The organism is Streptomyces sp. SID8374, assembly GCF_009865135.1.
GTDB lineage: Bacteria > Actinomycetota > Actinomycetes > Streptomycetales > Streptomycetaceae > Streptomyces.
This window is the reverse complement of sequence record NZ_WWGH01000001.1, coordinates 3287260-3311299: the sequence shown is the minus strand read 5'-3', so window position 1 is coordinate 3311299 and position 24040 is coordinate 3287260. Positions and strand designations below refer to the sequence as shown.

Annotated in this window: 21 protein-coding genes; 12 read left to right on the top strand and 9 right to left on the bottom strand. The window is 72.7% G+C overall.

Features of this window, described 5'->3' with window-relative positions; translation table 11 throughout:
- Nucleotides 1-16 precede the first annotated feature (16 nt).
- The 3 genes from GTY67_RS14750 to GTY67_RS14740 all read right to left on the bottom strand — a co-directional run bounded on the left by GTY67_RS14750 (nucleotide 17) and on the right by GTY67_RS14740 (nucleotide 2724).
- Nucleotides 17-991, bottom strand: coding sequence for an ABC transporter permease subunit (locus GTY67_RS14750; RefSeq protein WP_161279000.1), 975 nt, complete (start codon nucleotides 989-991; stop codon nucleotides 17-19).
- Nucleotides 988-1932: an ABC transporter ATP-binding protein gene (locus GTY67_RS14745; RefSeq protein WP_161278999.1), complete on the bottom strand. Its 945-nt coding sequence runs from the start codon at nucleotides 1930-1932 to the stop codon at nucleotides 988-990. Before GTY67_RS14745 ends, GTY67_RS14750 begins: the two co-directional genes overlap by 4 nt.
- 108 nt (nucleotides 1933-2040) lie before the next feature.
- Nucleotides 2041-2724 (bottom strand): phosphotransferase, encoded by a 684-nt coding sequence (locus GTY67_RS14740; RefSeq protein WP_161278998.1) that lies wholly within the window; start codon nucleotides 2722-2724, stop codon nucleotides 2041-2043.
- Between the two features lie 238 nt (nucleotides 2725-2962).
- Between GTY67_RS14740 and GTY67_RS14735 the strand changes: the two genes are divergently transcribed.
- From GTY67_RS14735 to GTY67_RS34945, 4 genes are all read left to right on the top strand, one after another.
- Nucleotides 2963-4342 carry a carbohydrate-binding protein gene (locus GTY67_RS14735; RefSeq protein WP_093690321.1) on the top strand — a complete coding sequence of 460 codons (1380 nt, stop codon included), beginning with the start codon at nucleotides 2963-2965 and terminating at the stop codon, nucleotides 4340-4342.
- 128 nt (nucleotides 4343-4470) lie between these two features.
- Nucleotides 4471-5391 (top strand): carbohydrate-binding protein, encoded by a 921-nt coding sequence (locus GTY67_RS14730; RefSeq protein WP_161278997.1) that lies wholly within the window; start codon nucleotides 4471-4473, stop codon nucleotides 5389-5391.
- 204 nt (nucleotides 5392-5595) lie between these two features.
- Nucleotides 5596-6105, top strand: coding sequence for a SigE family RNA polymerase sigma factor (locus GTY67_RS14725; RefSeq protein ID WP_093690325.1), 510 nt, complete (start codon nucleotides 5596-5598; stop codon nucleotides 6103-6105).
- A gap of 134 nt (nucleotides 6106-6239) precedes the next feature.
- A complete protein-coding gene (locus GTY67_RS34945) occupies nucleotides 6240-7655 on the top strand; it encodes a hypothetical protein (RefSeq protein ID WP_237502616.1) in 1416 nt (471 codons plus the stop codon).
- A gap of 177 nt (nucleotides 7656-7832) precedes the next feature.
- Here GTY67_RS34945 and GTY67_RS14715 read toward each other — a convergent pair whose 3' ends face one another.
- The gene (locus GTY67_RS14715) at nucleotides 7833-9506 is read right to left on the bottom strand and encodes a bifunctional 3'-5' exonuclease/DNA polymerase (protein ID WP_161278996.1); all 1674 of its coding nucleotides are present in this window, start codon (nucleotides 9504-9506) and stop codon (nucleotides 7833-7835) included.
- Nucleotides 9507-9898: 392 nt separating this feature from the next.
- On the opposite strand from GTY67_RS14715, the gene GTY67_RS14710 reads away from it, so the two are divergent.
- Both GTY67_RS14710 and GTY67_RS14705 read left to right on the top strand, forming a co-directional pair.
- Nucleotides 9899-11131 carry a DUF2786 domain-containing protein gene (locus tag GTY67_RS14710; protein WP_161278995.1) on the top strand — a complete coding sequence of 411 codons (1233 nt, stop codon included), beginning with the start codon at nucleotides 9899-9901 and terminating at the stop codon, nucleotides 11129-11131.
- 36 nt (nucleotides 11132-11167) lie between these two features.
- Nucleotides 11168-13294 carry an FUSC family protein gene (locus GTY67_RS14705; RefSeq protein WP_161278994.1) on the top strand — a complete coding sequence of 709 codons (2127 nt, stop codon included), beginning with the start codon at nucleotides 11168-11170 and terminating at the stop codon, nucleotides 13292-13294.
- Nucleotides 13295-13332: 38 nt separating this feature from the next.
- Here the strand turns inward: GTY67_RS14705 and GTY67_RS14700 are convergent, their stop codons facing one another.
- Complete coding sequence (locus GTY67_RS14700) at nucleotides 13333-13851, bottom strand: hypothetical protein (protein ID WP_161278993.1); 519 nt, start codon at nucleotides 13849-13851, stop codon at nucleotides 13333-13335.
- A gap of 275 nt (nucleotides 13852-14126) precedes the next feature.
- On the opposite strand from GTY67_RS14700, the gene GTY67_RS14695 reads away from it, so the two are divergent.
- Nucleotides 14127-14366 (top strand): DUF397 domain-containing protein, encoded by a 240-nt coding sequence (locus tag GTY67_RS14695; protein ID WP_093690335.1) that lies wholly within the window; start codon nucleotides 14127-14129, stop codon nucleotides 14364-14366.
- 72 nt (nucleotides 14367-14438) lie between these two features.
- Here GTY67_RS14695 and GTY67_RS14690 read toward each other — a convergent pair whose 3' ends face one another.
- On the bottom strand, nucleotides 14439-14945 hold the full coding sequence (locus GTY67_RS14690; RefSeq protein ID WP_093690337.1) for an ATP-binding protein: 507 nt from the start codon (nucleotides 14943-14945) through the stop codon (nucleotides 14439-14441).
- A gap of 350 nt (nucleotides 14946-15295) precedes the next feature.
- Here GTY67_RS14690 and GTY67_RS14685 point away from each other — a divergent pair, with 350 nt between their 5' ends.
- The 5 genes from GTY67_RS14685 (at nucleotide 15296) to GTY67_RS14665 (ending at nucleotide 20340) form a co-directional block, all read left to right on the top strand.
- On the top strand, nucleotides 15296-16177 hold the full coding sequence (locus GTY67_RS14685; protein WP_176727467.1) for a helix-turn-helix transcriptional regulator: 882 nt from the start codon (nucleotides 15296-15298) through the stop codon (nucleotides 16175-16177).
- A 58-nt stretch (nucleotides 16178-16235) separates the two neighbouring features.
- Nucleotides 16236-17693: an aldehyde dehydrogenase family protein gene (locus GTY67_RS14680; RefSeq protein WP_161278992.1), complete on the top strand. Its 1458-nt coding sequence runs from the start codon at nucleotides 16236-16238 to the stop codon at nucleotides 17691-17693.
- Nucleotides 17694-17822: 129 nt separating this feature from the next.
- The gene (locus GTY67_RS14675) at nucleotides 17823-18464 is read left to right on the top strand and encodes a PadR family transcriptional regulator (RefSeq protein ID WP_161278991.1); all 642 of its coding nucleotides are present in this window, start codon (nucleotides 17823-17825) and stop codon (nucleotides 18462-18464) included.
- 86 nt (nucleotides 18465-18550) lie between these two features.
- Nucleotides 18551-19531 (top strand): ATP-binding cassette domain-containing protein, encoded by a 981-nt coding sequence (locus GTY67_RS14670; RefSeq protein ID WP_161278990.1) that lies wholly within the window; start codon nucleotides 18551-18553, stop codon nucleotides 19529-19531.
- Nucleotides 19528-20340 carry an ABC transporter permease gene (locus GTY67_RS14665; protein ID WP_161278989.1) on the top strand — a complete coding sequence of 271 codons (813 nt, stop codon included), beginning with the start codon at nucleotides 19528-19530 and terminating at the stop codon, nucleotides 20338-20340. The genes GTY67_RS14670 and GTY67_RS14665 overlap by 4 nt, the downstream gene beginning before the upstream one ends.
- Nucleotides 20341-20392: 52 nt before the next feature.
- Here the strand turns inward: GTY67_RS14665 and GTY67_RS14660 are convergent, their stop codons facing one another.
- The 3 genes from GTY67_RS14660 to GTY67_RS14650 all read right to left on the bottom strand — a co-directional run bounded on the left by GTY67_RS14660 (nucleotide 20393) and on the right by GTY67_RS14650 (nucleotide 23918).
- Complete coding sequence (locus GTY67_RS14660) at nucleotides 20393-21820, bottom strand: glutamate decarboxylase (RefSeq protein WP_161278988.1); 1428 nt, start codon at nucleotides 21818-21820, stop codon at nucleotides 20393-20395.
- 49 nt (nucleotides 21821-21869) lie between these two features.
- Nucleotides 21870-22493 carry an NAD(P)H:quinone oxidoreductase gene (gene wrbA, locus GTY67_RS14655; RefSeq protein WP_093690351.1) on the bottom strand — a complete coding sequence of 208 codons (624 nt, stop codon included), beginning with the start codon at nucleotides 22491-22493 and terminating at the stop codon, nucleotides 21870-21872.
- 129 nt (nucleotides 22494-22622) lie between these two features.
- Entirely contained in the window at nucleotides 22623-23918 is a 1296-nt protein-coding gene (locus GTY67_RS14650; protein ID WP_161278987.1) for an ion channel protein, read from the bottom strand.
- Nucleotides 23919-24040 lie beyond the last annotated feature (122 nt).

Sequence of the window (24040 nt, the reverse complement as noted above, 5' to 3'; positions counted from 1 at the left end):
GGAATGCGCGCCGCCCCTACAGCGGGCGGCGCGAAACCCGCCACAGCACGAATCCCGTGAGGAGCGCCGTACCGGCGAGCAGAAGGCCTGCCGCGGTCCACTGCATCCCCGCCATCTGGTCGTGGTCGAGGTATTCGAGGACGTTGTTGACGATGCCGTGCTTCGCGAGGCACGCCTCCTGCGCCCGGTCGGTGGCCTCGGCGCAGGTGCCCCAGCCGAAGAGGTCCCCGTTCGCGTTGCCGACCCAGCGGTCGACCTCGTACGCGTCGCCGAAGCGGTCCGGGAGTTCGGCGTCCAGGGGGTAGGTGAACATCCGGGGGGCGGCGAGCCTGATCCGGATCTCGTCCCAGACGTACTGGGCGACGACCGTGAAGACGAACGTGACCACCATGGCGGGCAGCACCCGGCGCACCAGCACGCCGATGGTGACGCCCGCGGCGGCCGTGAAGAGCAGGATGGCGGGCAGGACCGGGCCCGTGTTGTCGAAGATCGGGCCCTCGGCCCACCGGGTGAAGAAGAGGGTGCGGTGCGGCTCCCACCACCAGGTGAACGCGGCGGAGAGCGCCACGCCGCCGACCAGGGCGAGGGCGTAGACCAGGCCCAGCTTGGCGACGAGCCAGCGGAGGCGGGTGACGGACTGGGTGGTGACCAGCTGCACGGTCCCGCTCTCCCGGTCGCCCGCGATCAGCGGGGCGCCGATGAAGACGGCGAGGACCAGCGGCACGCCGCTGAGGAGGGCGGCGACGCGGCTGAAGCCCCGGGTCTCGTCGACCCAGTGGCTGACGTCCTTCCCCGGCCCGCCGGCCGCGTCGAGGAGCTGCACCAGCTCATGGCGCTGGTACAGGATCCAGAGCGCGGTGAGCACGGTGAGGCCGAGGAAGCAGGAGAGCGCGACCCGGTGCTGGCGTACGACCAGCCAGGGCAGCCCGCGCAACAGGCGGCGCCTGGGCCGGAGTTCGGCGGGGGTCTCGGTCAGGGTGGGGGTGCTCATGCGGCCTGGGTCCCTTCGGCGTCGACGCGGGCGCCCTGGGTGTAGACCGAGGGTGCGTCGGGGGAGCGGAGATGGGCGAGCAGGACTTCCTCCAGGGAGGGTTCGACGCTCTCCCAGTCGGCGGGCAGCGGCCCCTTCGGCCGGATCATCGCCTGGAACTGCCGTCCCTGGACGCGGGTTTCGACCACGGTGTGCCGGTCGAGTTCGGGCGGCAGGGCGCCGTCCCGCATCACGCCCGTCACCAGGGTGTGGGCCGGTACGAGCGCGTCGGCGTCCCCGGCCATCCGGATCCGGCCCTCCGCGACGACCAGCAGGTAGTCGCACATGTCCTCCAGCTCGGTCAGCATGTGGGAGGACATCACCACCGTGGTGCCGCGTTCGACGGCCTCGGCCATCAGCAGCGTGCTCATCTCGTCGCGGGCCAGCGGGTCGAGGTCCGACATCGGCTCGTCCAGGAGCAGCAGGTCGGGGCGCTTGCCGAAGGCGAGCGCGAACGCGACGCGGGTGCGCTGGCCGCCGGAGAGCGTGCCGATCCTCGCGTGCGCCGGCACGTTTCCGGACCGTACGATCCGCTCGGCCGCCGCCGCGTCCCAGCCCGGGTTGAGCTCGGCGCCCATCCGCAGGGTCTCCGCGACGGTGAACCACTTGAACAGCGGCTTCTCCTGGCCGAGGAAGGCGAACCTCGGCATCACGGCGGGGTCGTCGACGGGGATGCCGAAGATGCTCAACGAGCCGGTCGTCGGCTCCAGTTGCCGGGTCGCCAGCCCGAGCAGGGTGCTCTTCCCGGCCCCGTTGGGGCCGACCAGCCCGCAGATCCGCCCGGCCGGGACGCGGAAGGAGCAGTCGCGCAGCGCCCAGCCGCGGAAGTAGCGCTTGCCCAGGCCGCGGGCTTCCAGCGCCCAGCTGCCGGGAGTGCCGTTCGGGGTGCTCGTGTCTGCCACGCGCCTCGCCTCGATTCCATTAGTCAATTAATGGAATCATGGTGTTCTGAGGGAATGCCTGTCAAGCGCACGCCGAAGCGCGCGCGGTTCAGGCGGGTGGGGCGTCCGTCAGGGCGCGCAGTCCAGCACCATCGCCACGGCGGCGTCCAGGCAGCCGCGTTCGGGTGGGGTCAGGAACGGGTTCTCGTGCTGGCGGGCCCGGGCGCGGGCCAGGTCGGTGGCGTCGGTGCCGCCGTCGCCGGCCAGCTCCGCGAGGAGCGCCGCCAGGAGCGTACGGGCCTGGGCCTCGGGCGCCGGGAACTCCGGGTCGAGGGCCACCCGGGCCAGGGTCAGCGCCGACATCGCCCGGTCCAGGCCGGGCGGGCCCTCGCCTGCGGTGGACCAGTCGATCACCACCGGACCCCGGTCCGTCAGCATCACGTTCTGCGGGTGCAGGTCGAGGTGGAGGATGCAGTCCTGCGGATCGGCCGAGACGCGGGGCGGGATCGCGTGCAGTTCGCGCAGCAGCCGGGCCAGCAGCGCGCCCCCCTCGGCGGCGCCCATGGTCCCCGCCAGCAGGGCTTCGGACATGGTCGGGCCGGTCAGCCGCTGGAGCACCAGGTCGGTGGGGCGGGCCCCGTCGGCGGGCGGGCCGATGCGCGGCACCGGATACCCGAAGGCGCGGACGTACGACATCACGGCCAGCTCCTCCGTGGTGTCGGAGCGGTCGCGGTAGCGGCGAAGGACCCAGGAGCCGTCGAGTTCGTATACGTCGGCGGTGCGTCCCGAGCCCAGAAGTTGCCCTGTGTGCATGGGGCCGAACCTACCCGGGCGTACCGGCGAAAGGGAGGGATCGGGCGGCTTCGTACGCCTTCACGCGGCGGGGCGGGCCCCCGGGCCCCGATGGTCGCGGGAGCCCCCATAACGCGGGAGGAGGGGGTGAACGGGATCTCCTGCGCCCGGTCCGCGCGCGGCTACGGTGTCGGCAATTCCCTGGTCCGGACCAACCCCCCACCGGACCCGGACACCCCCCTGAAACAAGGAGAGTTACGTGGAGAACACCAAGCTCCGCAGACGCGTGCTCACCACCGCGACCGCCACGGTGGCCGTGGGCGCGCTCGCCCTCGCGGGACTGACCGGAGTGGCGTCCGCCGGTCCTCCGGCGGCCACCGCCCCGGCCGTCTCCGCCGACAGCCTCTCGCCCGGCCTGCTGGCCGCCATGGAGCGCGACCTCGGACTCGACGCGGAGGCCGCCAGGACCCGGATAGCGGGCGAGTACCGCGCCGCCGCCGTCGCCGCCGGCCTGGAGAAGTCCCTCGGCACCAGCTTCGCCGGGGCCCGCGTCAGCGGGGAGAAGGCGGACCTCACCGTCGCCACGACCGACGCCTCCGAGGCCGCCCTCATCACGCGGGCGGGCGCGAAGGCGGAGGTCGTCGGCCACAGCCTGGACCGGCTCGAAGCGGCCAAGGACGCCCTCGACAAGGCTGCGCTGGCCAAGGCTCCGAAGAACGTGCCCGTCTGGTACGTCGACGTCGCGGCCAACCGGGTCGTCGTGAACGGGGCGAGCACCTCGGCCGCCGAGGCGTTCGTCAAGGCCGCCGGGGTCAGCGACAAGCTGGTCACCGTCGCCCGCACCACCGAGCAGCCCCGCGCCCTCGCGGACATCCGCGGCGGCGACGCGTACTACATGGGCGGCGGCGGCCGCTGTTCCGTCGGCTTCTCCGTGACGCGCGGCTCCACCCAGAACGGCTTCGTCACCGCCGGCCACTGCGGCCGGGCCGGCACCACCACCAACGGCGTCAACCAGCAGGCCCAGGGCACCTTCCAGGGCTCCACCTTCCCCGGCCGTGACTACGCCTGGGTCGCCACCAACGCCAACTGGGTGCCGCGGCCCCTGGTCAACGGCTACGGACGCGGCGACGTGACCGTCACCGGCTCCACCCCGTCCGTCGTCGGCGCCTCGGTCTGCCGCTCCGGTTCCACCACCGGCTGGCACTGCGGCACGATCCAGCAGCTCAACACCAGCGTCACCTACCCGGAGGGCACCATCTCCGGCGTGACCCGCACCAGCGTCTGCGCCGAACCGGGCGACTCCGGCGGCGCGTACATCTCCGGCAGCCAGGCGCAGGGCGTCACCTCCGGCGGCTCCGGCAACTGCCGCTCCGGCGGTACGACGTACTTCCAGCCGCTGCTCCCGGCCCTCCAGGCGTACGGGCTGACGCTCGTCACCAGCGGCGGCGGCAACCCGACGACCCCGCCCACCACCCCGCCGCCCACCGACCAGCCGGGCGGCACCTGGGCAGCCGGTACGTCGTACGCCGTCGGCGCCACCGTGACGTACGGCGGAGCGACCTACCGCTGCCTCCAGGCGCACACGGCCCAGGCCGGCTGGACCCCGGCGGCCGTCCCGGCCCTCTGGCAGCGCATCTGACCGCCGCCCCACCGGCCTCCACCCCACCACCACCGGCCTGCACCCCACCGGCCCGGCGTCACCGAACCTCCTGAACCTCTCCGCCTCCCCGCATCGAGGACTCCGAGGAATCTGTCATGACCCCACAAATGGACAACGCAACCCCCCATGAACGAAACGCGTCCGACGGGCCGCGTGCCTTCCACGAGCCGCACGCTTCCGACGAGGCGATCACCTCTGGCACGGCGTCGGCCGACCCGCGGCGGATCAGCCGCAAAGGTCTCCTGAAGGCCGCGATCGTCGCGGGCGCGGCTCCTCTGCTCGCCGGAGGAGGCGTCGCGCTCGCCCGGGACGCCGCACCGTCGGACGGGGGCGCTCTCCTGGCCCCCACCCCGCAGTGCGACGACGGCGACGACACGACACCGCCGCAGATGGAGGGCCCGTACTTCAAGCCCGACTCCCCTCGGCGCACCAGCCTGGTGACGCCGGGCACCCCGGGCGTACCGCTCACCGTGAGCGGTTACGTCTTCGGCCGGGCCTGCCGCCCCGTCTCCGGGGCGCTCCTGGACTTCTGGCAGGCCGACACCAACGGGTCCTACGACATGGCCCAGTACGCCTTCCGGGGGCACCAGTTCACCGGTGCCGACGGGGCGTTCAGCCTCACCACGATCGTTCCGGGCCTCTACCCGGGGCGCACCCGCCACATCCATGTGAAGGCCCAGGCCCCCGGGGGCCGCATCCTCACCACGCAGCTCTACTTCCCGGGTGAGCCGCGCAACAACACCGACGCCCTGTTCGACCCGAGGCTGCTGATGAACGTCCGCAGCGTGGGCAACGGGCGCCAGGGCACCTTCGACTTCGTGCTGGACGTCGCCCAGACGCCGGGCCCGAGCGATCCGCCCACCGATCCGCCCACGGACCCGCCGGGTGGCACCTGGGCGCCCGGAACCTCCTACCGCGCGGGAGACCGCGTCACCTACGGCGGGGTCGCCTACCGCTGCCGGCAGGCACACCAGTCCCTGACGGGCTGGGAGCCGCCGAACGTCCCCGCGCTGTGGGAACGCGGGTAGACACAGCAGCAGCGCAGGCGCACCACCGCCCCGCGCCCCGTTCACGCCGTCCGGCGCGTGAACGGGGCGCTTTCGCGTGCGTCCCGCTGCTCCTGCGGCCCGGCGGGGGATTCTCGCGGGGGTCTGAAACATTTGCCGGGACCCGGCGCGTCGATGAGGTGAAGGGGCGGAACGGAGGACGTACGAAGATGGACGGGGGAAGGCATGAGGACATCGCGTGCCGAGGAGTTCAAGGAGTTCGCCGCCGTGCGGGCGAGCCATCTGTACCGCTCGGCCTGCCTGCTGACCAGCGGTGACGTGCACCTTGCCGAGGACCTGGTGCAGGAGACGCTGGGCCGGATGTACGTCCACTGGGGCCGGGCCCGGCGGATCGACAACCCGGCGGCGTACGCGCAGACCGTGCTCGTCCGGATATTCCTGACCCACCGGCGCCGCCGCTCCGCCTCGGAACGCCCGCTGGCCGAGCTGCCCGAGGAGTCCCGGTCCGACCCCGACGATCCGGCGCTGCGGATGACGCTGCTCCGGGCGCTCGCCCAACTGGCCCCCAAGGACCGCGCGGTGGTCGTCCTGAGGTACTGGGAGGACCGGAGCATCGAGGAGACCGCCGCCGCGCTCCAGGTCAGCCCCGCCGCCGTACGGACCCGCTGCGTGCGGGCCCTCGGGCGGCTCCGTACCCAGCTGGGCGGCAGCATCGCGGAGTTCGCCGCCCGCTGAGCCGATGCCCGTGCTTCCCGCCCCGGCCCCGGCATCCGGACGGTCTCACCCAGCCATGCATTCACCCAGCCGCGCATCCAGCCAGCCGTGTACTCAGCCAGCCGTGCAGTCAGAACGAGAAGTGGTGGTTCCCCATGCCCTTTGAAGACGAACTCAGCAAGGAGCTCCGCCGGACCGGGGAGACCTTCGACCTGACCGCCCGCACCGCGGTGGTGGACGGCGCTCTGGAGCAGGGCCGCCGCTCGCTCCGCCGCCGCCGGAGCGCCGCCGTGGCGGGCAGCGTGCTGGCCCTGGCCCTCGTCGGGGGAGGCGGAGCGTTCGGGGCCGGGCTGCTGGGCGGCGGCTCCCGAGGAGGTACGGGGGTGGCGAGCGGCGGACCGGCGGTCCCGGCGAGCCTGCCGAGCGGCCTCTCCGACGAGAAGCTGGCCGCCGTCCTGGAGGAGCTCCTCCCACAGGGCGAGGTCAGCGAGGCACGGGGGAGGGTGACCGGGGACGAGAAGGGCCCGCATCGCGCGTCGGTCTCCGCCGTCTACGACGACGGCAAGGGGAAGGGGTCGGTCCAGGTCTTCCTGTACCCGGCGCCGGGCAGCAAGGCGGCCGAGGGGACCGAAGGGGCCGATTGCGAGGAGCGACCGGGCGCGGCGCCCGGCATCGTCAGCGGGGAGCAGGGGTACGACTCCGGGCTCACCGTCTGCTTCGACACCGGCACCGGAACGGCCCCGGCGTCGGACGGCGCGGCGCGGGCCGTCTTCTTCACGGCGGGCGGGGTCGCGGTGGACGCCCGCGCCTACGACCGGGTGACGGGCAACGCGGCCGGGGTCCTCCTCTCCGACCCCGCCCTCTCCGACCCCACCCGACCGGGCCCCGCCCTGGACGACGAGGGGCTCATGGAGCTGGCGCGGGCCGACGAGTGGCGTCCGCTGGCCGCCGCGCTGCTGGGCGACGCCGACGCGGTGGACACCGACGGGCCCTCCGCCGCGCCCGGGGAGCCTTCCGCCACCCTCGGGGCGCCGACGCCGGGCGCCGAGGAGACGCCCCGAACCGGGCAGGACACCCCACGGACCGGTGAGCGTTCGCCGGATCCGTCGCGCCGGGGGGAGAAGGGTTCCCAGGAGCCCCCGCCCAACTACGCGCTGCTGATGCCCACCCTTCTGAAGCTGCTGCCCGAGGGCCTCACGGTGGGGGAGAAGGTCGACAGCGGGGGCGAGTTCGCCTCCGTCGTCGTCGACGACGGGCAGGGGAAGACCCTCGTGCAGATCAATGTGCAGCCCGGCATGCAGAGCGTCGCCGACGATCTGTACAGGGACGCGACGACGCTGCCCGACGGCACGCTGCTCGCCACCTCCCAGCAGCCCGGGGAGAAGGGCGGCGCGGGGGTCGTCTGGTGGACGGCCGACACGATGCGGCCCGACGGCCTGCGGGTGGTCGTCTCCGCCTTCAACTCCGGTACGCAGTCGACGCCCGCGACCCGGCCGGAGCCCGCGCTCACCATGGAGCAGCTCACCGCGGTGGCGACCAGCCCGGAGTGGCTGAAGCTCCAGCAGAAGTGAAGCTCGGGGCCCGATGTGCCCGCACCGCACCCCGACGCCGGCCCGCTCCCTTCGACGGCGGGCCCGCTTCCTTCGCGTCCGAGTACGGCTTACTTCGCCTCGGAGTACCGCCTCCTTCGCGTCCGAGTACGGCTTACTTCGCCTCGGAGTACCGCCTCCTTCGCGTCGGAGTACGGCTCACTTCGCGTCGGAGTACCGCTCCACGACCGCCGTGGTGAAAGGGAACCGCACGGGGGTCTCCCCGAAGGCGATCCGTCCGGCCAGCTCGCCGGCCGCCCGGATCGCCTCGGTCACGGCGGCGGTCTCCTCGGCCGGGCAGTGCACGATCACCTCGTCGTGCTGGAAGAAGACCAGCTCGGCGCGGAGCCCCTGTTCGTGGAGGGTGCGGCGCAGCCCGGCCAGGAGGAGCAGGGCCCAGTCGGCGGCGCTGCCCTGGACCACGAAGTTCCGGGTGAAGCGGCCCCGGGCCCGGGCCGGACCTCCGTCGGAGACGGTCTCGCCGCCCTCCTGGGGGATGCCCGCCTCCTCGTCCTGGCCCGCCAGCGCGACCGGCGGGCTGGTGCGGCCCAGCCATGTCCGCACCGTGCGCCCCTCCTCGCCCGCCCGGGCCGCGTCATCGACGTAGGCGACGGCGAGCGGGAAGCGGCGGCGCAGGGCGGCCAGGTTCTTCAGCCCGTCCCCGGACGTCTGGCCGTAGATCGCGCCGAGCAGCGCCAGCTTGGCGTGCTCGCGGTCGCCGTGGAACGCCCGGTCGGAGAGGGACTTGTAGAGGTCGCCGTCATGACCGGCCACCTCCATCAGGCCCCGGTCGCGGGAGATCGCGGCCAGCACGCGTGGCTCCATCTGGTCGGCGTCCGCGACGACCAGCCGCCACCCGTCGTCGGCGACGACGGCCTGGCGGATGACCTTGGGGATCTGGAGGGCCCCGCCGCCGTTGGTCGTCCAGCGGCCGCTGACCGTGCCGCCCGGCTGGTACTCCGGGCGGAAGCGGCCCTCGCGCACCCAGTCCTGGAGCCAGCTCCAGCCGTGGGCGGTCCAGATCCGGTACAGCTTCTTGTACGCGATCAGCGGTTCGACCGCCGGGTGGTCCAGCTCCGCCAGCTCCCACCGCCGGGTCGACTTCACGGAGATCCCGGCCTGCGCGAAGGCCTTCACCACATCGGCGGGCAGGTCGGGGCGGACCCTTCTGCCGAAGGCGGCCGAGACCTCGTCCGCCAGCTCGGCGAGCTTGCGGGGCTCGCCGCCGCCCGCGTACCGCTCGCCCAGCAGCCCGTGCAGCACCTCCCGGTGCACATCGGCGCGCCAGGGCAGCCCCGCCCGGTGCATCTCGGCCGCGACGAGCATCCCCGCCGACTCCGAGGCGGTCAGCAGCCGCATCCGGTCCGGGTGCTCGGCCGTGTCGTGGCGGCGCACCTGGTCCGCGTAGACCCGCAGGAGCCCCTCGAAGGGGACCGCGGGACCGGAGGACGGCTCGAAGAGGGAGGACTGGGCGCCGGGTTCGGCGGAGCGGGCGGGCGGGTCCGGCGGCACGGGCGCGTTCTCCAGCCGGGCCAGCGCGGCGGCCGCGGACCGGGGCTCACCGAGCCGCCCCGCGTGCCCGAGCAGCAGGAGCTCGGCGCACTCGATGTCGTAACACCGCTCCACGCGGACCCCGGCGGCGAGCAGCCGTGGGTAGAGCTCGGCGGTGGACCGCCACACCCAGCGGGCCACCCCGGGCCGGGAGCGGACCGCCTCGACGAGATCGGGCTCGGCCAGGACCGGCCCGGCGGCCGTGCCGTCCCCCGCGAGCGGCACGAGCAGCGCCCCGCCCCCGTCCGCAGCCGCCACCGCCCACCGTTCCCGTTCGGTCATGGCTGCGAGTCTGACACCCCCCACTGACACCACCCCGAAACCGAAGCCCGCGCGGCCCTGTCCTGTACGGGGCCGCCCGCCGCGCCCTGTACGGCCGCCCGCCGCGACCGGCCGACCTGGAGCCGGGCGGCCCACCGCGCCACCGGAGCCGGAGCCCGCGCGATCCCGTCCAGTACGTCCGCCCGCCGCGACCGGCCCGCCCCGGGGCCGGGCACCCACCGCCCCCCCCCGGGAGCCGCACCGCCCGCCGCGACCGGCCCGCCCCGGAGCCGGGCACCCACCGCGCCCCCCCGGGGGAGCCGCCCCGCCCGCCGCGACCGGCCGGCACGTGAACGTCCGGCCCTGGGAAGCGGGCCGACCAGCCACCCCCGCACCCCGCCTACCCTGGTCGGATGGAATCGGTGGTCGACCAGGCATGCGCGGCGGCGCTCTACGCGGAGGGCGACGCGGCCCTGGACACCGGGGCCTCCCTGCTCGCCGCCGCCCCCGAAGCGGACGACGCGTTGCACCGGCGGGGCGAGGAGTTCGTGACCCGGGCCTGGGGCAGGGGCTGGCACCCCGCCGACCTGGTCCGGTTCGTCCGGCTGGAGCTGGACGAGCGGCGGGCGGCGCTGGCGGCCACGCTGATCGCCGCCGAGACCGCCCGGTACGCCGCGCTGCCGCCCCGCTGGCGGGCCCAGCTCGACGAGCTGCCCGGACGGCCGCCCGCACCGCGCAACAAGCCGGACCGGTTCAGCTACGCTTCCGACCTGCTGGAGCTGTTCCGGCTGCTGCTCCGGCTCCCCGCCATCGAGTCCGTCGGCCCGGCCCCCGGCACCGCCGCCGACCACCTCCACCGGCCGCCCGCCCCCGACGAGCCCCGCATGCTCACCCGGATCCGGGCGCTGCTGGCGAAGGCGGAGGCGACCGGGTTCCCGGAGGAGGCCGAGGCGCTGACGGGCAAGGCGCAGGAGCTGATGGCCCGGCACAGCATCGACGAGGCTCTCATCGCCGCCCGTACGAAGAGCACCGAGAGCCCCGGGGCGTGCCGGATCGGGGTGGAGCCCCCGTACGAGAGCGCGAAGGCGATCCTGCTGGACGCCGTCGCCTCGGCCAACCGCTGCCAGGCCGTGTGGAACGGCGACCTCGGCTTCAGCACGGTCGTCGGCTTCGAGCCGGACCTGGAGGCCGTCGAGTTGCTGTTCACCTCCCTGCTCGTCCAGGGCACGGCGGCGATGACCCGGGCGGAGGCCGGACAGCGGGCCTCCGGCCGTAAGCGGACCAAGACCTTCCGGCAGTCGTTCCTGATGGCGTACGCGCAGCGGCTGGGCACCCGGCTCGCCGACACCGCCGAACGGACCACGGCGACGGCGGCCGACAGCGGCACCGAGACCGGAACCGGCACCGGCCCCCGCACCGGCCCTGGCACAGACCCCCGCGGCCTGCTCCCCGTCCTCGCCGCCCGGGACGTCGCCGTCACCGAGACCACCGAGCGGATGTTCCCCCGGACCACCACCACGCGCGTCCGCGGGGCCACCGACCTGGAGGGCTGGAACCACGGCACCGAGGCCGCCGACCGGGCCCGTATGGGCAGCTCCGGAAAAGGCTCCCGCAGCGGTCCGCACGACGGCGAAATCATGGCGTAAGTCCGACTTGCCCATGATTCGGGCTAGGCTCGGCCCATGAGCTGGCTCCGGGCGCTGAAGGAGACCGCCCGCTCGGGGCTGGAGATCGAGCGGCAGAGACTCGAACCGCTCATCGCCTTCCGCGGGGCGGCCGGTCTCGCCCTCGTCGTCGGCACGAGCCTGGTCCTCTTCGGACCGGAGATCGCGGCCAGCTCGGCGTTCGGCGCCTTCCAGGCGGCCATCGCCACCTTCCAGCGCAGCTGGCGCCCACGCCCCGTGCTCGCCCTCGTCTCCGGTGCCAGCCTCGCCGTCTCCACGTTCCTCGGCTACGTCACCGCCTCGCACCCCGTGCTCTTCCTCTGCGTGCTCGGCGCCTGGACCTTCCTCGCCGGTCTGGCCTGGGCGGCGGGCCCGACGGGCGGGATCATCGCCTCGTCCAACGTCGCGATCATGCTGGTGACGATCACCCTGCCCACCTCCGTGGCGGACGCCGCCGCCCACGCCGGGATGATCCTGGTCGGCGGGGTGGTCCAGGCGGCGCTGATCGTCCTGTTCCCGGTCCGCAGATGGGGCGCCCAGCGCGACGCGCTCGCCGACGCGCTGGCGGCCGAGGCCGACTACGCCCGGCGCCTGCGCCACGACCCGGTCGCCCCCTTCGACCCGCTGCCCCTGATGACCGCCCGCAGCGCCGCCGCCGTCACCCCGCGCCAGGCCCGCCGCCGCCCCGCCGAACTCCACGGCGCCCGGGGCATCGCGGAACGGCTGCGTCCGGTCCTCGCCTCGCTGGCCGACCCGGCGATGGGCGTCCCCGACGACGGCCTGGAGCGGGCCTGGGTGAACGAGCTGCTCGGCGCCGCCGGGTCCGTGCTGGACGCCGCCGCGCGGGCCGTCCGCTACGGCGAACCCGTCCACCTCTCCGCCACCGACCTCGGCGTCCTCAAGACCCCCGACAACGACGTGATCCTCGTCGGCCCCGCCCGCCGCGCCGCCGACCGCCTCGCCGCCCTGCTGGACGACGTCCTGGAGATCGCGGAGGGCACCGGCACCGAGAGCGGCCTGCCCGAGAACCTCACCCCCGACACCCGGCACCGCCCGACCCTGCTGCGGCTCGTGCCGGTCGTGCTGAAGGCGATGCGCCGCGAGCTGCACCACCACTCCCCGATCCTGCGCCACGCGATCCGGGTCGCGGTGGTCGCCGTGGCCGGGTACTTCGTGGGCGCCGCCCTGCCGCTCGGCCACGGCTACTGGGCGCCGATGACCGCCGTCATGGTGATGCGCCCGGAGTTCTCGCAGACGTACGGCCGCTCCGTGGCCCGCTTCTGCGGCACCCTGATCGGGATCGGCCTCGCCACCGCCATCGTGCAGACCACCCACCCCGACGCCCGGCTCTCCGCGCTCCTGGCGGTGGTCTGCGCCGGGCTGATGTACCTGCTGATGCGGACCGGGTACGCCGTCGGCCAGGTCTGCGTCTCCGGCTACGTCGTCTTCCTGCTCGGCATGGCGGGCGACGACTGGTCCCAGACCGTCACCGAACGCATCGTGCTCACCCTGGTCGGCGGGCTCCTCGCGATGATCTCGTACGCCATCTACCCGGCCTGGGAGACCCCGCGGCTGCGCAACCGGCTGGCCGATTGGCTGGTGGCGGACGGGCGGTACGCGGCGACGGTGGTCGACCGGTACGCGGATCCGGCCCACCGCGACCTGGACGAGGTACGGGACGCCCTGATCGCGACCCGGGAGGCCAGGGTCGCCTGGCAGGAGGCGCTGGCGACCGCCCAGCACGAACCCGTACGCCACCGGGGCATCTCGCGCGCCGCCGCCACCGACGCCCAGCACGCCCTGGCCCAGCTCGGCCGGTCCGCGATGGTGCTGGAGGCCCACCTTCCGGCCCGGTCGGCCGACCCGGTGCCCGGCGCCGCCCAGCTGGCCGAGGCGCTGCGCCGGGCCACCGAGAAGGGCGCCAAGGCGGTACGGGAGCGGCGGCTGCCCGACTGGCAGCCGGTGGTGGACGCGGTGGCCCACTGGGACGTGCCGACGCCGACGGAGGACGGTACGGCACCGGCCGGCGACCCGGTGGTGCGCCGGGGCGCGGCGCTGCTCCTGGAGGCGCTGGAGGAGTTCACCCGCGCCCTGGACGAGCGGGGCGGCTCCACCCGCGTGAGCAGCACCCTGGCGGAGAACTGAGAGGAAGCCTGAAGGAGGCCTGCCCGAGGGGCCGGGCCTCAGGAGGCCGGCGGCACCTCGGGCAGCTCCGGCAGCTCGGGCAGCGACGGCAGGTCCGAAGGCAGCGACGGCAAATCCGTCGGCAGCTTGCCGGGGTCGGCTTTGGACAGGGTGTCCTTGGTCCCGCCGTCCCACGAGACGACCAGCTTCTTCCCGTCGTTGGACTCGATGGAGCCCATGGTGCGGTCGTCGGACCCGCCGGTGCACTTCAGCGCGAGCATCACCTCGCCCATGTCCTTCACATCGCCCTGGCAGACGGCCTGGTCGGCGACGAGGGCGACCTTGCCCGCGGTGATGGAGACGGTGACGTTCCTGCCGTCCGTCAGCCCCACCCAGGTGCCCTCCAGCGCCGCCGCGTCCACGCCGGTGCTCCCCGACCCCTGGTCGCCGCCGGGCGTCGCGGTCGACCCGCCGCCGGAACCCTTGCCCGCGTCGTCGTCACTGCCGCATGCGGTCAGTGCCAGTGCGGCGGCCAGAGCGGCGACCATGACACCACCGGTGCGTACAAAGCTGGTCACGTGGAGTTCCCCCTTGCTGTTTCCCGGTCGAAAGACCGCGTCACGTTACCAAGTTTCGTACCGTCAACTCCGTTAAGAGGGAGCGAAATAGACGTGCCGTTCGTCTCTCCTGCAAGGCATCCTTCAGGGCACCCTTCAAGGTGTCGTCCGGGAAGGAATGCCTGTAATCAAAGCAACACCCCGCGTGCACGTGCATCTGCTCATGCATCCGCATATGAACAGAGCTATGATCCGATCTAGTTGACACTTGCACCTTGCAACTCGGGGAGCGTCCTGTGCACCACGTGTACAACGGCATGGCGGCCACAGAGCTTCGCGGAGTCGTCTGGCAGAAGAGCAGGCACAGCAACTCCCAGGGATCCTGCGTGGAGTTCGCGAAACTGCCCGGAGGGGATGTCGCGATGCGGAACTCCCGCCATCCCGACGGGCCCGCACTCGTCTATACGCCGGCCGAGATCGAGGCGCTGCTGCTCGGCGTCAAGGACGGCGAGTTCGACCACCTGACGACGGCCTGAGGCCACCTGACAGCCGGGGAACGACTCCGGCGGCCAGGTGGCCCGGGGAGAGACGCGTGCGGGTGCGGCCCCTTACTGTCCGTTCTTCGCGCAGTCCGAGAGCCGGAACAGCGCCCAGACCACCTTGCCGTGCAGGGGCGCGGCCGGGAATTCACCGGCCGGCGCGGGTGAGGGGTGCCAGCCCCAGCTGTCGCTGACGCACTCCACCAGGAACAGACCGCGGCCCGACTCGGCGGAGTCCGCCGCCTCGCCCGCCACCGGGCTCTCCCGGCTGGGATCGCGCACCGCGCAGACCAGCCGCGAGCTCCAGCGCATCAGATGCAGCCGCACCGGCGGGTCCTGGAACTCCCGGGGCGGGTCGCTCGGCAGCGCGTGGCGCAGGGCGTTGGTGACGAGCTCGGACACCACCAGGGCGACATCGTCGAAACGGTCGCTCAGCTGCCATCGGTCCAGGGTGGACCTGGTGAACTGCCGTGCTCCGCCGACCGCTTCGAAACGGGCGGGCAGAGCGCAGGAGGCCGAGCCGGCGACCCCTGAGGGGTCGGTCGGGGGAAGCCCCTGCCGTAACGGCTCGAGCATCGTCGATCCATTCGTCCCCATACGAGGCACTCCCGGGATTCGCGGCTGTAGCGGCACTGCCTGTAAGCGGTACTGCGGGGGGTACAGCGGCACAACACGAGCACGCAGGTGCGCAGGGGTCATGCTTCCCAATGCGCAGAGCAGATGCAAGGGCAGATGCACGTGCACGCGCCGGACCTGCCCGATACCGTGGTGGTTCCGGGGCATTTCTTCCGTCGGGCAGTTTCGGAGCTTTCCGGACGTCTTCCCATTTCCGTAATCGAATGAGTACGGGCTGAAGCGTTTTGGTGGCAGAATCCGTGGCTTCGGGGTCGAGGGGTTCTGGGGGCGCCCCGAGTGCCCGGTAGGCGATGGGGAGGGTAGGACCAGTGTCGGCAGGCGAGTCGAGTGGATCGGTGGTGCGGCGCATCCTGCTGGGCTCTCAGCTCAGAAGGCTGCGGGAGTCGCGCGGTATCACCCGTGAGGCGGCCGGCTACTCCATCCGGGCCTCCGAATCGAAGATCAGCCGCATGGAGTTGGGACGGGTGAGCTTCAAGGCCAGGGATGTCGAGGATCTGCTCACGCTCTACGGTGTCGCGGACGACGCGGAGCGCGACGCGCTTCTCGGCCTGGCCCGCGAGGCCAATGTGGCGGGCTGGTGGCACAGTTACGGAGATGTACTGCCCGGCTGGTTCCAGACCTATGTGGGTCTGGAGGGGGCGGCCTCTCTCATCCGTATCTATGAAGTCCAGTTCGTGCACGGCCTGTTGCAGACCGAGGCCTATGCCCACGCCGTCGTCTCCCGCGGAATGCGCGGCGCGTCCGACGCCGAGATCGACCGCCGGGTAGCGCTGCGCCTGGAGCGCCAGAAAGCGCTCGTGTCCGAGCGGGCCCCGGTCTTCCACGCCGTTCTCGACGAAGCCGCGCTGCGCCGCCCGTACGGCGAACGCGACGTGATGCGCGCCCAATTGCGGCATCTGATCGACATGTCGGAGCAGCCGAACATCACGCTTCAGGTCATGCCTTTCAGTTACGGAGGGCATGCGGGCGAGAGCGGTTCGTTCACCATGCTCCGATTCCCGGAATCCGATCTGTCGGACATTGTCTATTTGGAGCAGCTGACAAGTGCGCTCTATCTGGACAAGGCAGAGGAAGTCGCGCAGTACGAAAAGGCCATGGGCTGCCTGCGCAAGGACAGTCCCGGGCCTGAGGAGAGCCGGGATCTCCTGCGAGGACTCCTCCAACTGACATGATTTGTCGTTACGATGACGTCACATCAGGAGTCTGCGAACGCCTGCAGTAAGGGATTGCATGTCCTTCTTCCATGAACTGGCCCACCAGTACATCGATGGCGAGTGGCGCACGGGCAGCGGCTCATGGGACATCATCGATTTCAATCCCTACAACGGTGAGAAACTCGCCGCGATCACTGTCGCGACCGCGCTGGAGGTCGACCAGGCCTACCGGGCGGCCGAGCGCGCGCAGCAGGAGTGGGCGGCCACCAATCCGTACGAGCGGCGGGCCGTCCTGGAGCGGGCTCTGCGCATCACCGGTGAGCGCACCGAGGAGATCGTCGAGGCGGTCATCGACGAGCTGGGCGGCACCCGGCCGCGCGCCGAGTTCGAGGTGCGCGGCGCGAGCGAGGTCCTGCGCGAGGCGATCCGGCAGTCGCTGCGGCCCACGGGACGCCTGCTGCCCGCCGTCTCCGACGGCCGGGAGAACCGGCTGTACCGGCTCCCCGTCGGTGTCATAGGCGTGATCAGCGCCTTCAACTTCCCTTTCCTGGTGACGATGAAGTCGGTCGCGCCCGCGCTGGCGCTCGGCAACGCGGTCGTCGTCAAGCCCCACCAGAGCGCACCCGTCGTGGGCGGCGGGCTGATCGCGAAGATATTCGAGGACGCCGGGCTGCCGGCCGGACTGCTCAACGTCCTGGTCACCGACAGCGCCGAGATCGGCGACGCGTTCATCGAACACCCCGTGCCCAAGGTGATCTCGTTCAGCGGCTCCGACCGCGTCGGCCGCCACATAGCCGCCACCGCCGCCGGGTTCTTCAAGCGGACCATCCTCGAACTCAGCGGCAACAGCGCCCTGGTGGTGCTGGAGGACGCCGACGTCGAGTACGCGGTGCAGGCGGCCGTCTTCAGCCGCTTCCTCTACCAGGGCCAGGTCAGCATGGCGGCCAACCGCATCCTGGTGGACCGTTCGGTGGCCGCCGAGTTCACCGAACGCTTCACCGCCGAGGTGGCCGCCCTCACGTCCGGCGACCCGCGCGACCCGGAGACCCGGATCGGTCCGGTCGTCAACGCCCTCCAGGCCGACGCCCTGACCGCCCTGGTCGACCGCGCGGTCGCGGACGGCGCGACAGCGCTCGTACGGGGCCGCACCCGCGGCAACGTCGTGGAGCCGACCGTCCTCACCGGCCTCCCCGACGACTCCCCGCTGCTGGAGCAGGAGATCCTCGGCCCCGTGGCCCTGCTGATGACGTTCGACGGCGAGGACGACGCCGTACGGATCGTCAACGACAGCCCCTACGGGCTGAGCGGCGCCGTGCACACGGGCGACGCGGAGCGCGGGGTGCGGTTCGCGCAGCGGATCGTCAGCGGGATGTTCCACGTCAACGACTCCACCGTCCAGGACGATCCGCTGGTCGCGTTCGGCGGCGAGAAGACGTCAGGCGTGGGGCGGCTGAACGGCGAGGCGGTCGTGGAGGCGTTCACGACGCAGAAGTGGCTGTCGATCCAGCACGGCCGCTCGGTCTTCCCCTTCTGAGCTTCTGAGCCCGCCCCCTCCCGAGAGCTCTGAACCTGCCCCCTCCCGAGGTCCGGGGCCCCGGCGGACCCTCCCCTTCCGGTCGGCCGGGCTACCCTAGTCAAAGTTGAATAGGAAGGGGTGGGTGCCATGTCCGCGATCCGGCTGCTGGTCCTCGGCGCCGTACGCATGCACGGTCGCGCGCACGGCTACCAGGTCCGCAACGACCTGGAGTTCTGGGGCGCGCACGAGTGGTCCAACGCCAAGCCCGGGTCGATCTACCACGCCCTGAAGCAGATGGCGAAGCAGGGGCTGCTCCTCGCGCACGAGACGGCCCCCTCCACCGCGGGCGGCCCGCCGCGCACCGAGTACGAGGTGACGGAGGAGGGCCTCGCGGAGTACCGCACCCTCCTGCGCGACGCCATCCGCTCCTACGACCAGAACCTCGACGTCCTCTCGGCGGCGATCGGGTTCATCGTCGACCTGCCCCGCGAGGAGGCGGTGGCGCTGCTCAAGGAGCGGGTGGAGGGCATGAAGGAGTGGCGGAAGTCGGTCACCGACTACTACACGCCCGAGGACGGCCCCGAATCCCTCGGCCACATCGGCGAGATCATGAACCTGTGGGTGCACTCGGCCGACGCGGGCGCGGAGTGGACCCGGGGGCTGATCGCACGGATCGAGGGCGGGGCGTACACCTTCGCGGGCGAGGGCGCCCCGTTCGTCGGCGTGCTCGCCGAGGGCGAGGAGAACCCCTACGCGACGGGTGTCCCCGACCCGGGGGACAACGACTGATCAAGTTTGACGAATGAGCCGCACGGGTTTACTTTCGAGCCGGTAGTCAAGTTTGACTACAGAGCTGCGGAAGGATGGCGGGGAACGTGACCGACGCGATCGTCCTGGACGGCGTACACAAGAGGTACGGGGAGAAACGCGCCCTCGACGGGCTGGACCTCACGGTCGCAGCCGGCACCGTCCACGCGGTGCTCGGCCCCAACGGGGCGGGCAAGGCCACCGCCGTACGGATCATGTCGACGCTGCTGCGCTCCGACGCGGGCCGGGTCACCGTGGCCGGTCTCGACGTCCGCGAGCGGGCCTCCGACGTACGGCGGCGGATCGGGCTGCTCGGGCAGCACGCGGCGGTGGACGAGCAGCTCGGGGGCCGGCAGAACCTGGAGATGTTCGGGCGCCTGTACCACCTGGGCGCACGCCGGGCGGGCAGCCGGGCCGACGAACTCCTGGAGCGGTTCGGGCTCGCGGACACCGGGCGCAAGGCCGTGAAGCAGTACAGCGGCGGGATGCGCAGGCGACTCGACCTGGCCGCCTCACTGATCACCGAACCGGCCGTCCTCTTCCTGGACGAGCCCACGACGGGCCTGGACCCGCGCGGCCGGGCCGAGGTCTGGGACGCGGTCCGGTCCCTGGTCGGCGGCGGCACCACCGTCCTGCTGACCACGCAGTACCTGGAGGAGGCGGACCAGCTGGCCGACCGGATCTCGCTCATCGACGAGGGCAGGGCCGCCGCCGAGGGCACGTCCGACCAGCTCAAGGCGCTCGTCGGCGGCGACCGCATCGACATCGTCCTGCGCGACGCGAGCCGCCTGGCGGAGGCGGCCGCGCTGCTCGGGTCCCCGGGCCCCCTCCTCGACCCGGACCGCCGGCTCATCAGCGCCCCGGCCCCGGACCGGATGGCGGCCCTGACACGGGCGGTCCGGACCTTTGAGGAGGCGGGCATCGAGGCGGAGGACATCGCGGTGCGCCGCCCGACGCTGGACGAGGTGTTCCTGTCCCTGACGGGAACACCCGGGACCGTGAAGCCCGCCGGCGAACAGGCAGTGGACGAGACGGAGGTGGCGGCATGAGTGCGACGACCGTTCCCGCCGGCGGCAGCCGGCTCGGCTGGGCCCTGACCGACTCCTGGACGATGACCCGCCGCGAACTGGCCCACTGGGCCCGGCAGCCCGTCGCGGTGCTCGTGGGCCTGGTCTTCCCGGTGATGCTGCTCCTGATGTTCACGTACCTGGTCGGCGGCGGCCGGGGCGTGGCGGGCGACCCCACCGAGTACCTGGTCCCCGGGATGCTCGCGCTGACCATGGCCTTCGGCCTGGAGAGCACGATGCTCGCGGTCACCCAGGACCTGGGCAAGGGCGTCATCGACCGGTTCCGCTCCCTGCCGATGGCCCCGAGCGCGGTCCTGGTCGGCCGCAGCGCCGCGGACATGCTCCAGTCGACGGCGGCGCTCGCGGTGATGGGCGGGGTCGGCTACGCGGTCGGCTGGCGCTGGCACAACGGCCCGGCCGCCGCCCTCGGCGCGGTGGGGCTGCTGCTCCTGCTCCGGTTCGCGATGCTCTGGGTCGGCATCCACCTGGCCATGGTGGCGGGGCGGCCCGAACTGGTGCAGGCGGTGCAGATCCTGGTCTGGCCGGTCGGCTTCCTCTCCAACGTGTTCGCCTCCCCGGCGTCGATGCCGGGCTGGCTGGGCGCGGTGGTCGAGTGGAACCCGATGTCCGCCACGGCCACCTCCGTACGAGAGTTGTTCGGCAACCCGGGCGGCGCCACCGGCTCCTGGGCCGCCGAACACGCCCAACTGCTCGCAGTCCTCTGGCCGGTGGCGATCATCGCGGTGTTCTTCCCGCTGGCGGTGGGGAAGTTCGCCCGCCTGAGCCGGTAGCGGAAGCCCTGGCGGAATCGCTGGTGGGCGGCCCGGCGGTGGACGACAGGCCCTAGTGGTGGAAGGCGGTCGGGACCGCCCGGTCGTGGCTCAACGGGTGCTTCTGCGCCCGCAGTTCGGGGAGCAGCAGCTTCAGGTCCTCGATCAGCAGGGCGGCCAGGTCCGAGGAGAACCCGTTGCGGCACACCACCCGCAGCACCGACAGGTCCTGCCGGTTGGCGGGGAACGTGTAGGCCGGGACCAGCCACCCGTGCTCCCGCAGCCGGCGGGAGACGTCGAACACGTCGTACGCGTGGACGTCGGGGTTCGTCGTGAAGGCGAACACCGGCAGCTCGTCGCCCCGTGTCAGCAGCCGGAAGTCCCCGAGCTCTTCCACCTCCCGGGCCAGCCCGCAGGCCACGTCCCGGGAGGCCTGCTGGACCGCCCGGTAGCCGTCGTGCCCGAGGCGCAGGAACGTGTAGTACTGCGCCACCACCTGCGCCCCGGGCCGCGAGAAGTTCAGCGCGAACGTCGGCATGTCGCCGCCCAGGTAGTTGACCCGGAACACCAGCTCCTCCGGCAGCTCGTCCGACGTACGCCACAGGGCCCAGCCGACGCCCGGGTAGACCAGCCCGTACTTGTGGCCCGAGGTGTTGATCGAGGAGACCCTCGGCAGCCGGAAGTCCCACACCAGGTTCGGGTCGAGGAAGGGCGCCACCATCGCGCCGGAGGCGCCGTCGACATGGACGGGGACATCGAGGCCGGTGCGCTCCTGGAGGGCGTCCAGGGCCGCGCAGAGGTCGGCGATGGGCTCGTAGGACCCGTCAAAGGTGGAGCCGAGGATGCCGACGACCCCGATCGTGTTCTCGTCGCAGAGCTCGGCGGCGGCCTGCGGGTCGAGATGGAAGCGCTCGCCGTCCATCGGGACCTGCCGGGCCTCCACCTCCCAGAAGTTGCAGAACTTCTCCCAGCAGACCTGCACATTGACGCCCATCACCAGATTGGGCCGGGCGGTCGCCGGATAGCGGTCCGCGTTCCGCCTCGCCCAGCGGCGCTTCAGGGCGAGCCCGGCCAGCATGCACGCCTCACTCGACCCGGTGGTCGAACACCCCACGGCGGTCGAGGGATCGGGCGCGTTCCACAGGTCGGCGAGCATCGCCACACAGCGCCGCTCCAGCTCGGCGGTGCGCGGGTACTCGTCCTTGTCGATCATGTTCTTGTCCTGGCACTCACCCATCAGCACCCCGGCCTGCGGCTCCATCCAGGTGGTGACGAAGGTGGCCAGGTTGAGCCGGGAGTTGCCGTCCAGCATCAGCTCGTCATGGACCAGCCGGTACGCGGTCAGCGGCGGCATCGGCCCGTCGGGGAGCCGGTGCCGGGGCGGCGCGGTGTTCATCGCGGCCGTCGGATCGGCCTCGCCGTAGAAGGGGTTGAGGGCGAGCCTGCGCCGCTCCTCGGAGTGTTCGTCCCGCTGCGGATGGGCGCCTCGGTGGAGCGGCATGGGGGGAGTCCTCTTCCTCAGCTCTCGGCTTCTGCGGCTCTCGGTTCTCTCAGCTCTCGGCGGCGAGCCCGGCCTTCAGCGCCCGGGTGAACTTCACGACGCGCTCGGCCTGCACGCGGGCGGCGGTCAGGGTCACGTCACCGACGGGGAGGTCGCCCTGCCCGGACACGTGCGAGGTGCCGTACGGGTTGCCGTCGACGAACTTCGACGGGTCGGTGTACCCGGGGGTGACGAGGATGCCGCCGAAGTGGTGGATCGTGTTGTAGAGCGCGAGCAGCGTGGACTCCTGGCCGCCGTGGGCGGTGGCGCTGGCGGTGAAGCCGCTGTAGACCTTGTCCGCCAGCTGCCCGGACTGCCAGAGCCCGCCGAGGGTGTCGATGAACTGCTTGAGCTGCGCGGTGATGTTCCCGTACCGGGTCGGCGAACCGAAGATCACCGCGTCCGCCCAGACCATGTCGTCCGGCGAGACCTCCGGGATGGAGGCGGTCGCCTCCAGGTTGGCGGCCCAGGCCGGGTTGGAGTCGATGGCCGCCTGCGGGGCCAGCTCGGCGGCCTTGCGCAGCCGCACCTGGGCCCCGGCCCGCTCCGCGTCCTCGGCGATGGCCTTGGCGATGGTGGCGATCGTGCCGGTGGACGAGTAGTAGATGACGGCGACGTTGACGGGCGTGGACATGCGGGGACCTCCGTCGGGACAGGGACAGCATCAGGGCGAAACACTGCGCAAAGGTACGAAGCCGACGATACGGATATCCGCCGCACCCGGCGCGCCGGGCGGGCCCACCCAGTACGTCCACGGCCCCCCTCACCGCAGCGCCTTGCCCTCCCCGTCCAGCTGCATCTGGGGGCGCCCGGTCACCAGCAGCCAGGCGGGCAGGGTGGCGGCGCAGAGCAGCGGCAGTACGGACGCGTCGCTGACCAGCACCGCCGCCGTGAACAGGCTCACCCACCCCTGCCGGGTCACGGCGAGCAGCACGCCCAGCACCCCGCAGGCGACCGCGAGCGCCGGCGGTACGGCGTCGACCAGGGCGTGGGCGCAGAGGCCGAGCGCCACCCCCGCGAAGACCGCCGGGAAGATCCGCCCGCCCCGGAAGCCGCACGTCGCCGCGACCACCAGGGCGGCCATCTTCACCACCGCCATCCCCGCGAACTCCCCGGCCGACCACCCGTTCGGGTCCCCGGCGATCTCCTTCACCTCGTCCAGCCCCTTGAAGAGGGTCAGATGGCCGCCCAGCGCCCCGAGCAGCCCCAGCACCAGCCCGCCGAGGGCCAGCGCGAGCACCGGGTACCGCAGTGTGCGGAAGGCCCGGTGCGCCACCGGGAACGCGTACACCGCCACCAGCCCGAGGAGCGCGCCCGCCGAGGCGATCAGCAGGGCGGAGAGCAGGTCGCCCCAGTGCGGTCCGGCGTACGGGGGGAGGGAGAGGTCGAAGCTGGGCTCCGCGATCAGCGACATGGTCAGCGCCCCCGCCGTACCGGCCGCCAGCGGGGCGAACAGCCGGTCCCAGAACGCCCCGGGCCCGGGCTGCGAGGCCAGCGACTCGGAGAGGATCAGGGCGGCGGCGATCGGGGTGCCGAAGAGGGCGCCGATGGTCCCGGCCGCGGCCAGCGCCACCCAGAGCTCGGCGGGTGCGCCCGGCGCGGCCCGCCGCCCGAGCCAGTAGGCGAGGGCGACGTTGGCCGCGGTGATCGGGTTCTCCGGCCCGAGGCTCACCCCGCCCGCCAGCGCCAGCACGGTCACCAGGAGCAGTCCGGGGACGATGCCCGGCCGCATCGGCGCGTCGACCAGCCCGGTGGTGGCCGGGTCGGGCCCGCCGTGTCCGGGCACCGCCCGCAGGACCAGGCTCACCGCGAGGCCGGTCGCGGTGAGCATGACGATCATCCAGAGCGAGGAGAACCGCCCCACGCCGAGCGCGTCCGGCAGGGTCTCCCAGAGCACGTCCTGGAGCCGTTCCGCCAGGAGGCTGACCGCGAGCAGGATCAGCGCGCAGGCGATGCCGACGGCGATCGCGGGCAGCACGAGCGGCAGGAGCCGCCGGGCGGGGGCGGGGGCGGGATGCGCGGGAGTGGGCGGCGAGGGTGCGGAGGATTCGGGGGCCACCGGGTCACCATAAGATGACGAACCGGGCAAAACGGCCCGGTTCTGCCGCTGGGCGGCCCCGCGTCACACCGGGCCGGTCGTCCGCCGGCCGGCTTCACGCGATGCGTGATTTCCGTTGTGCC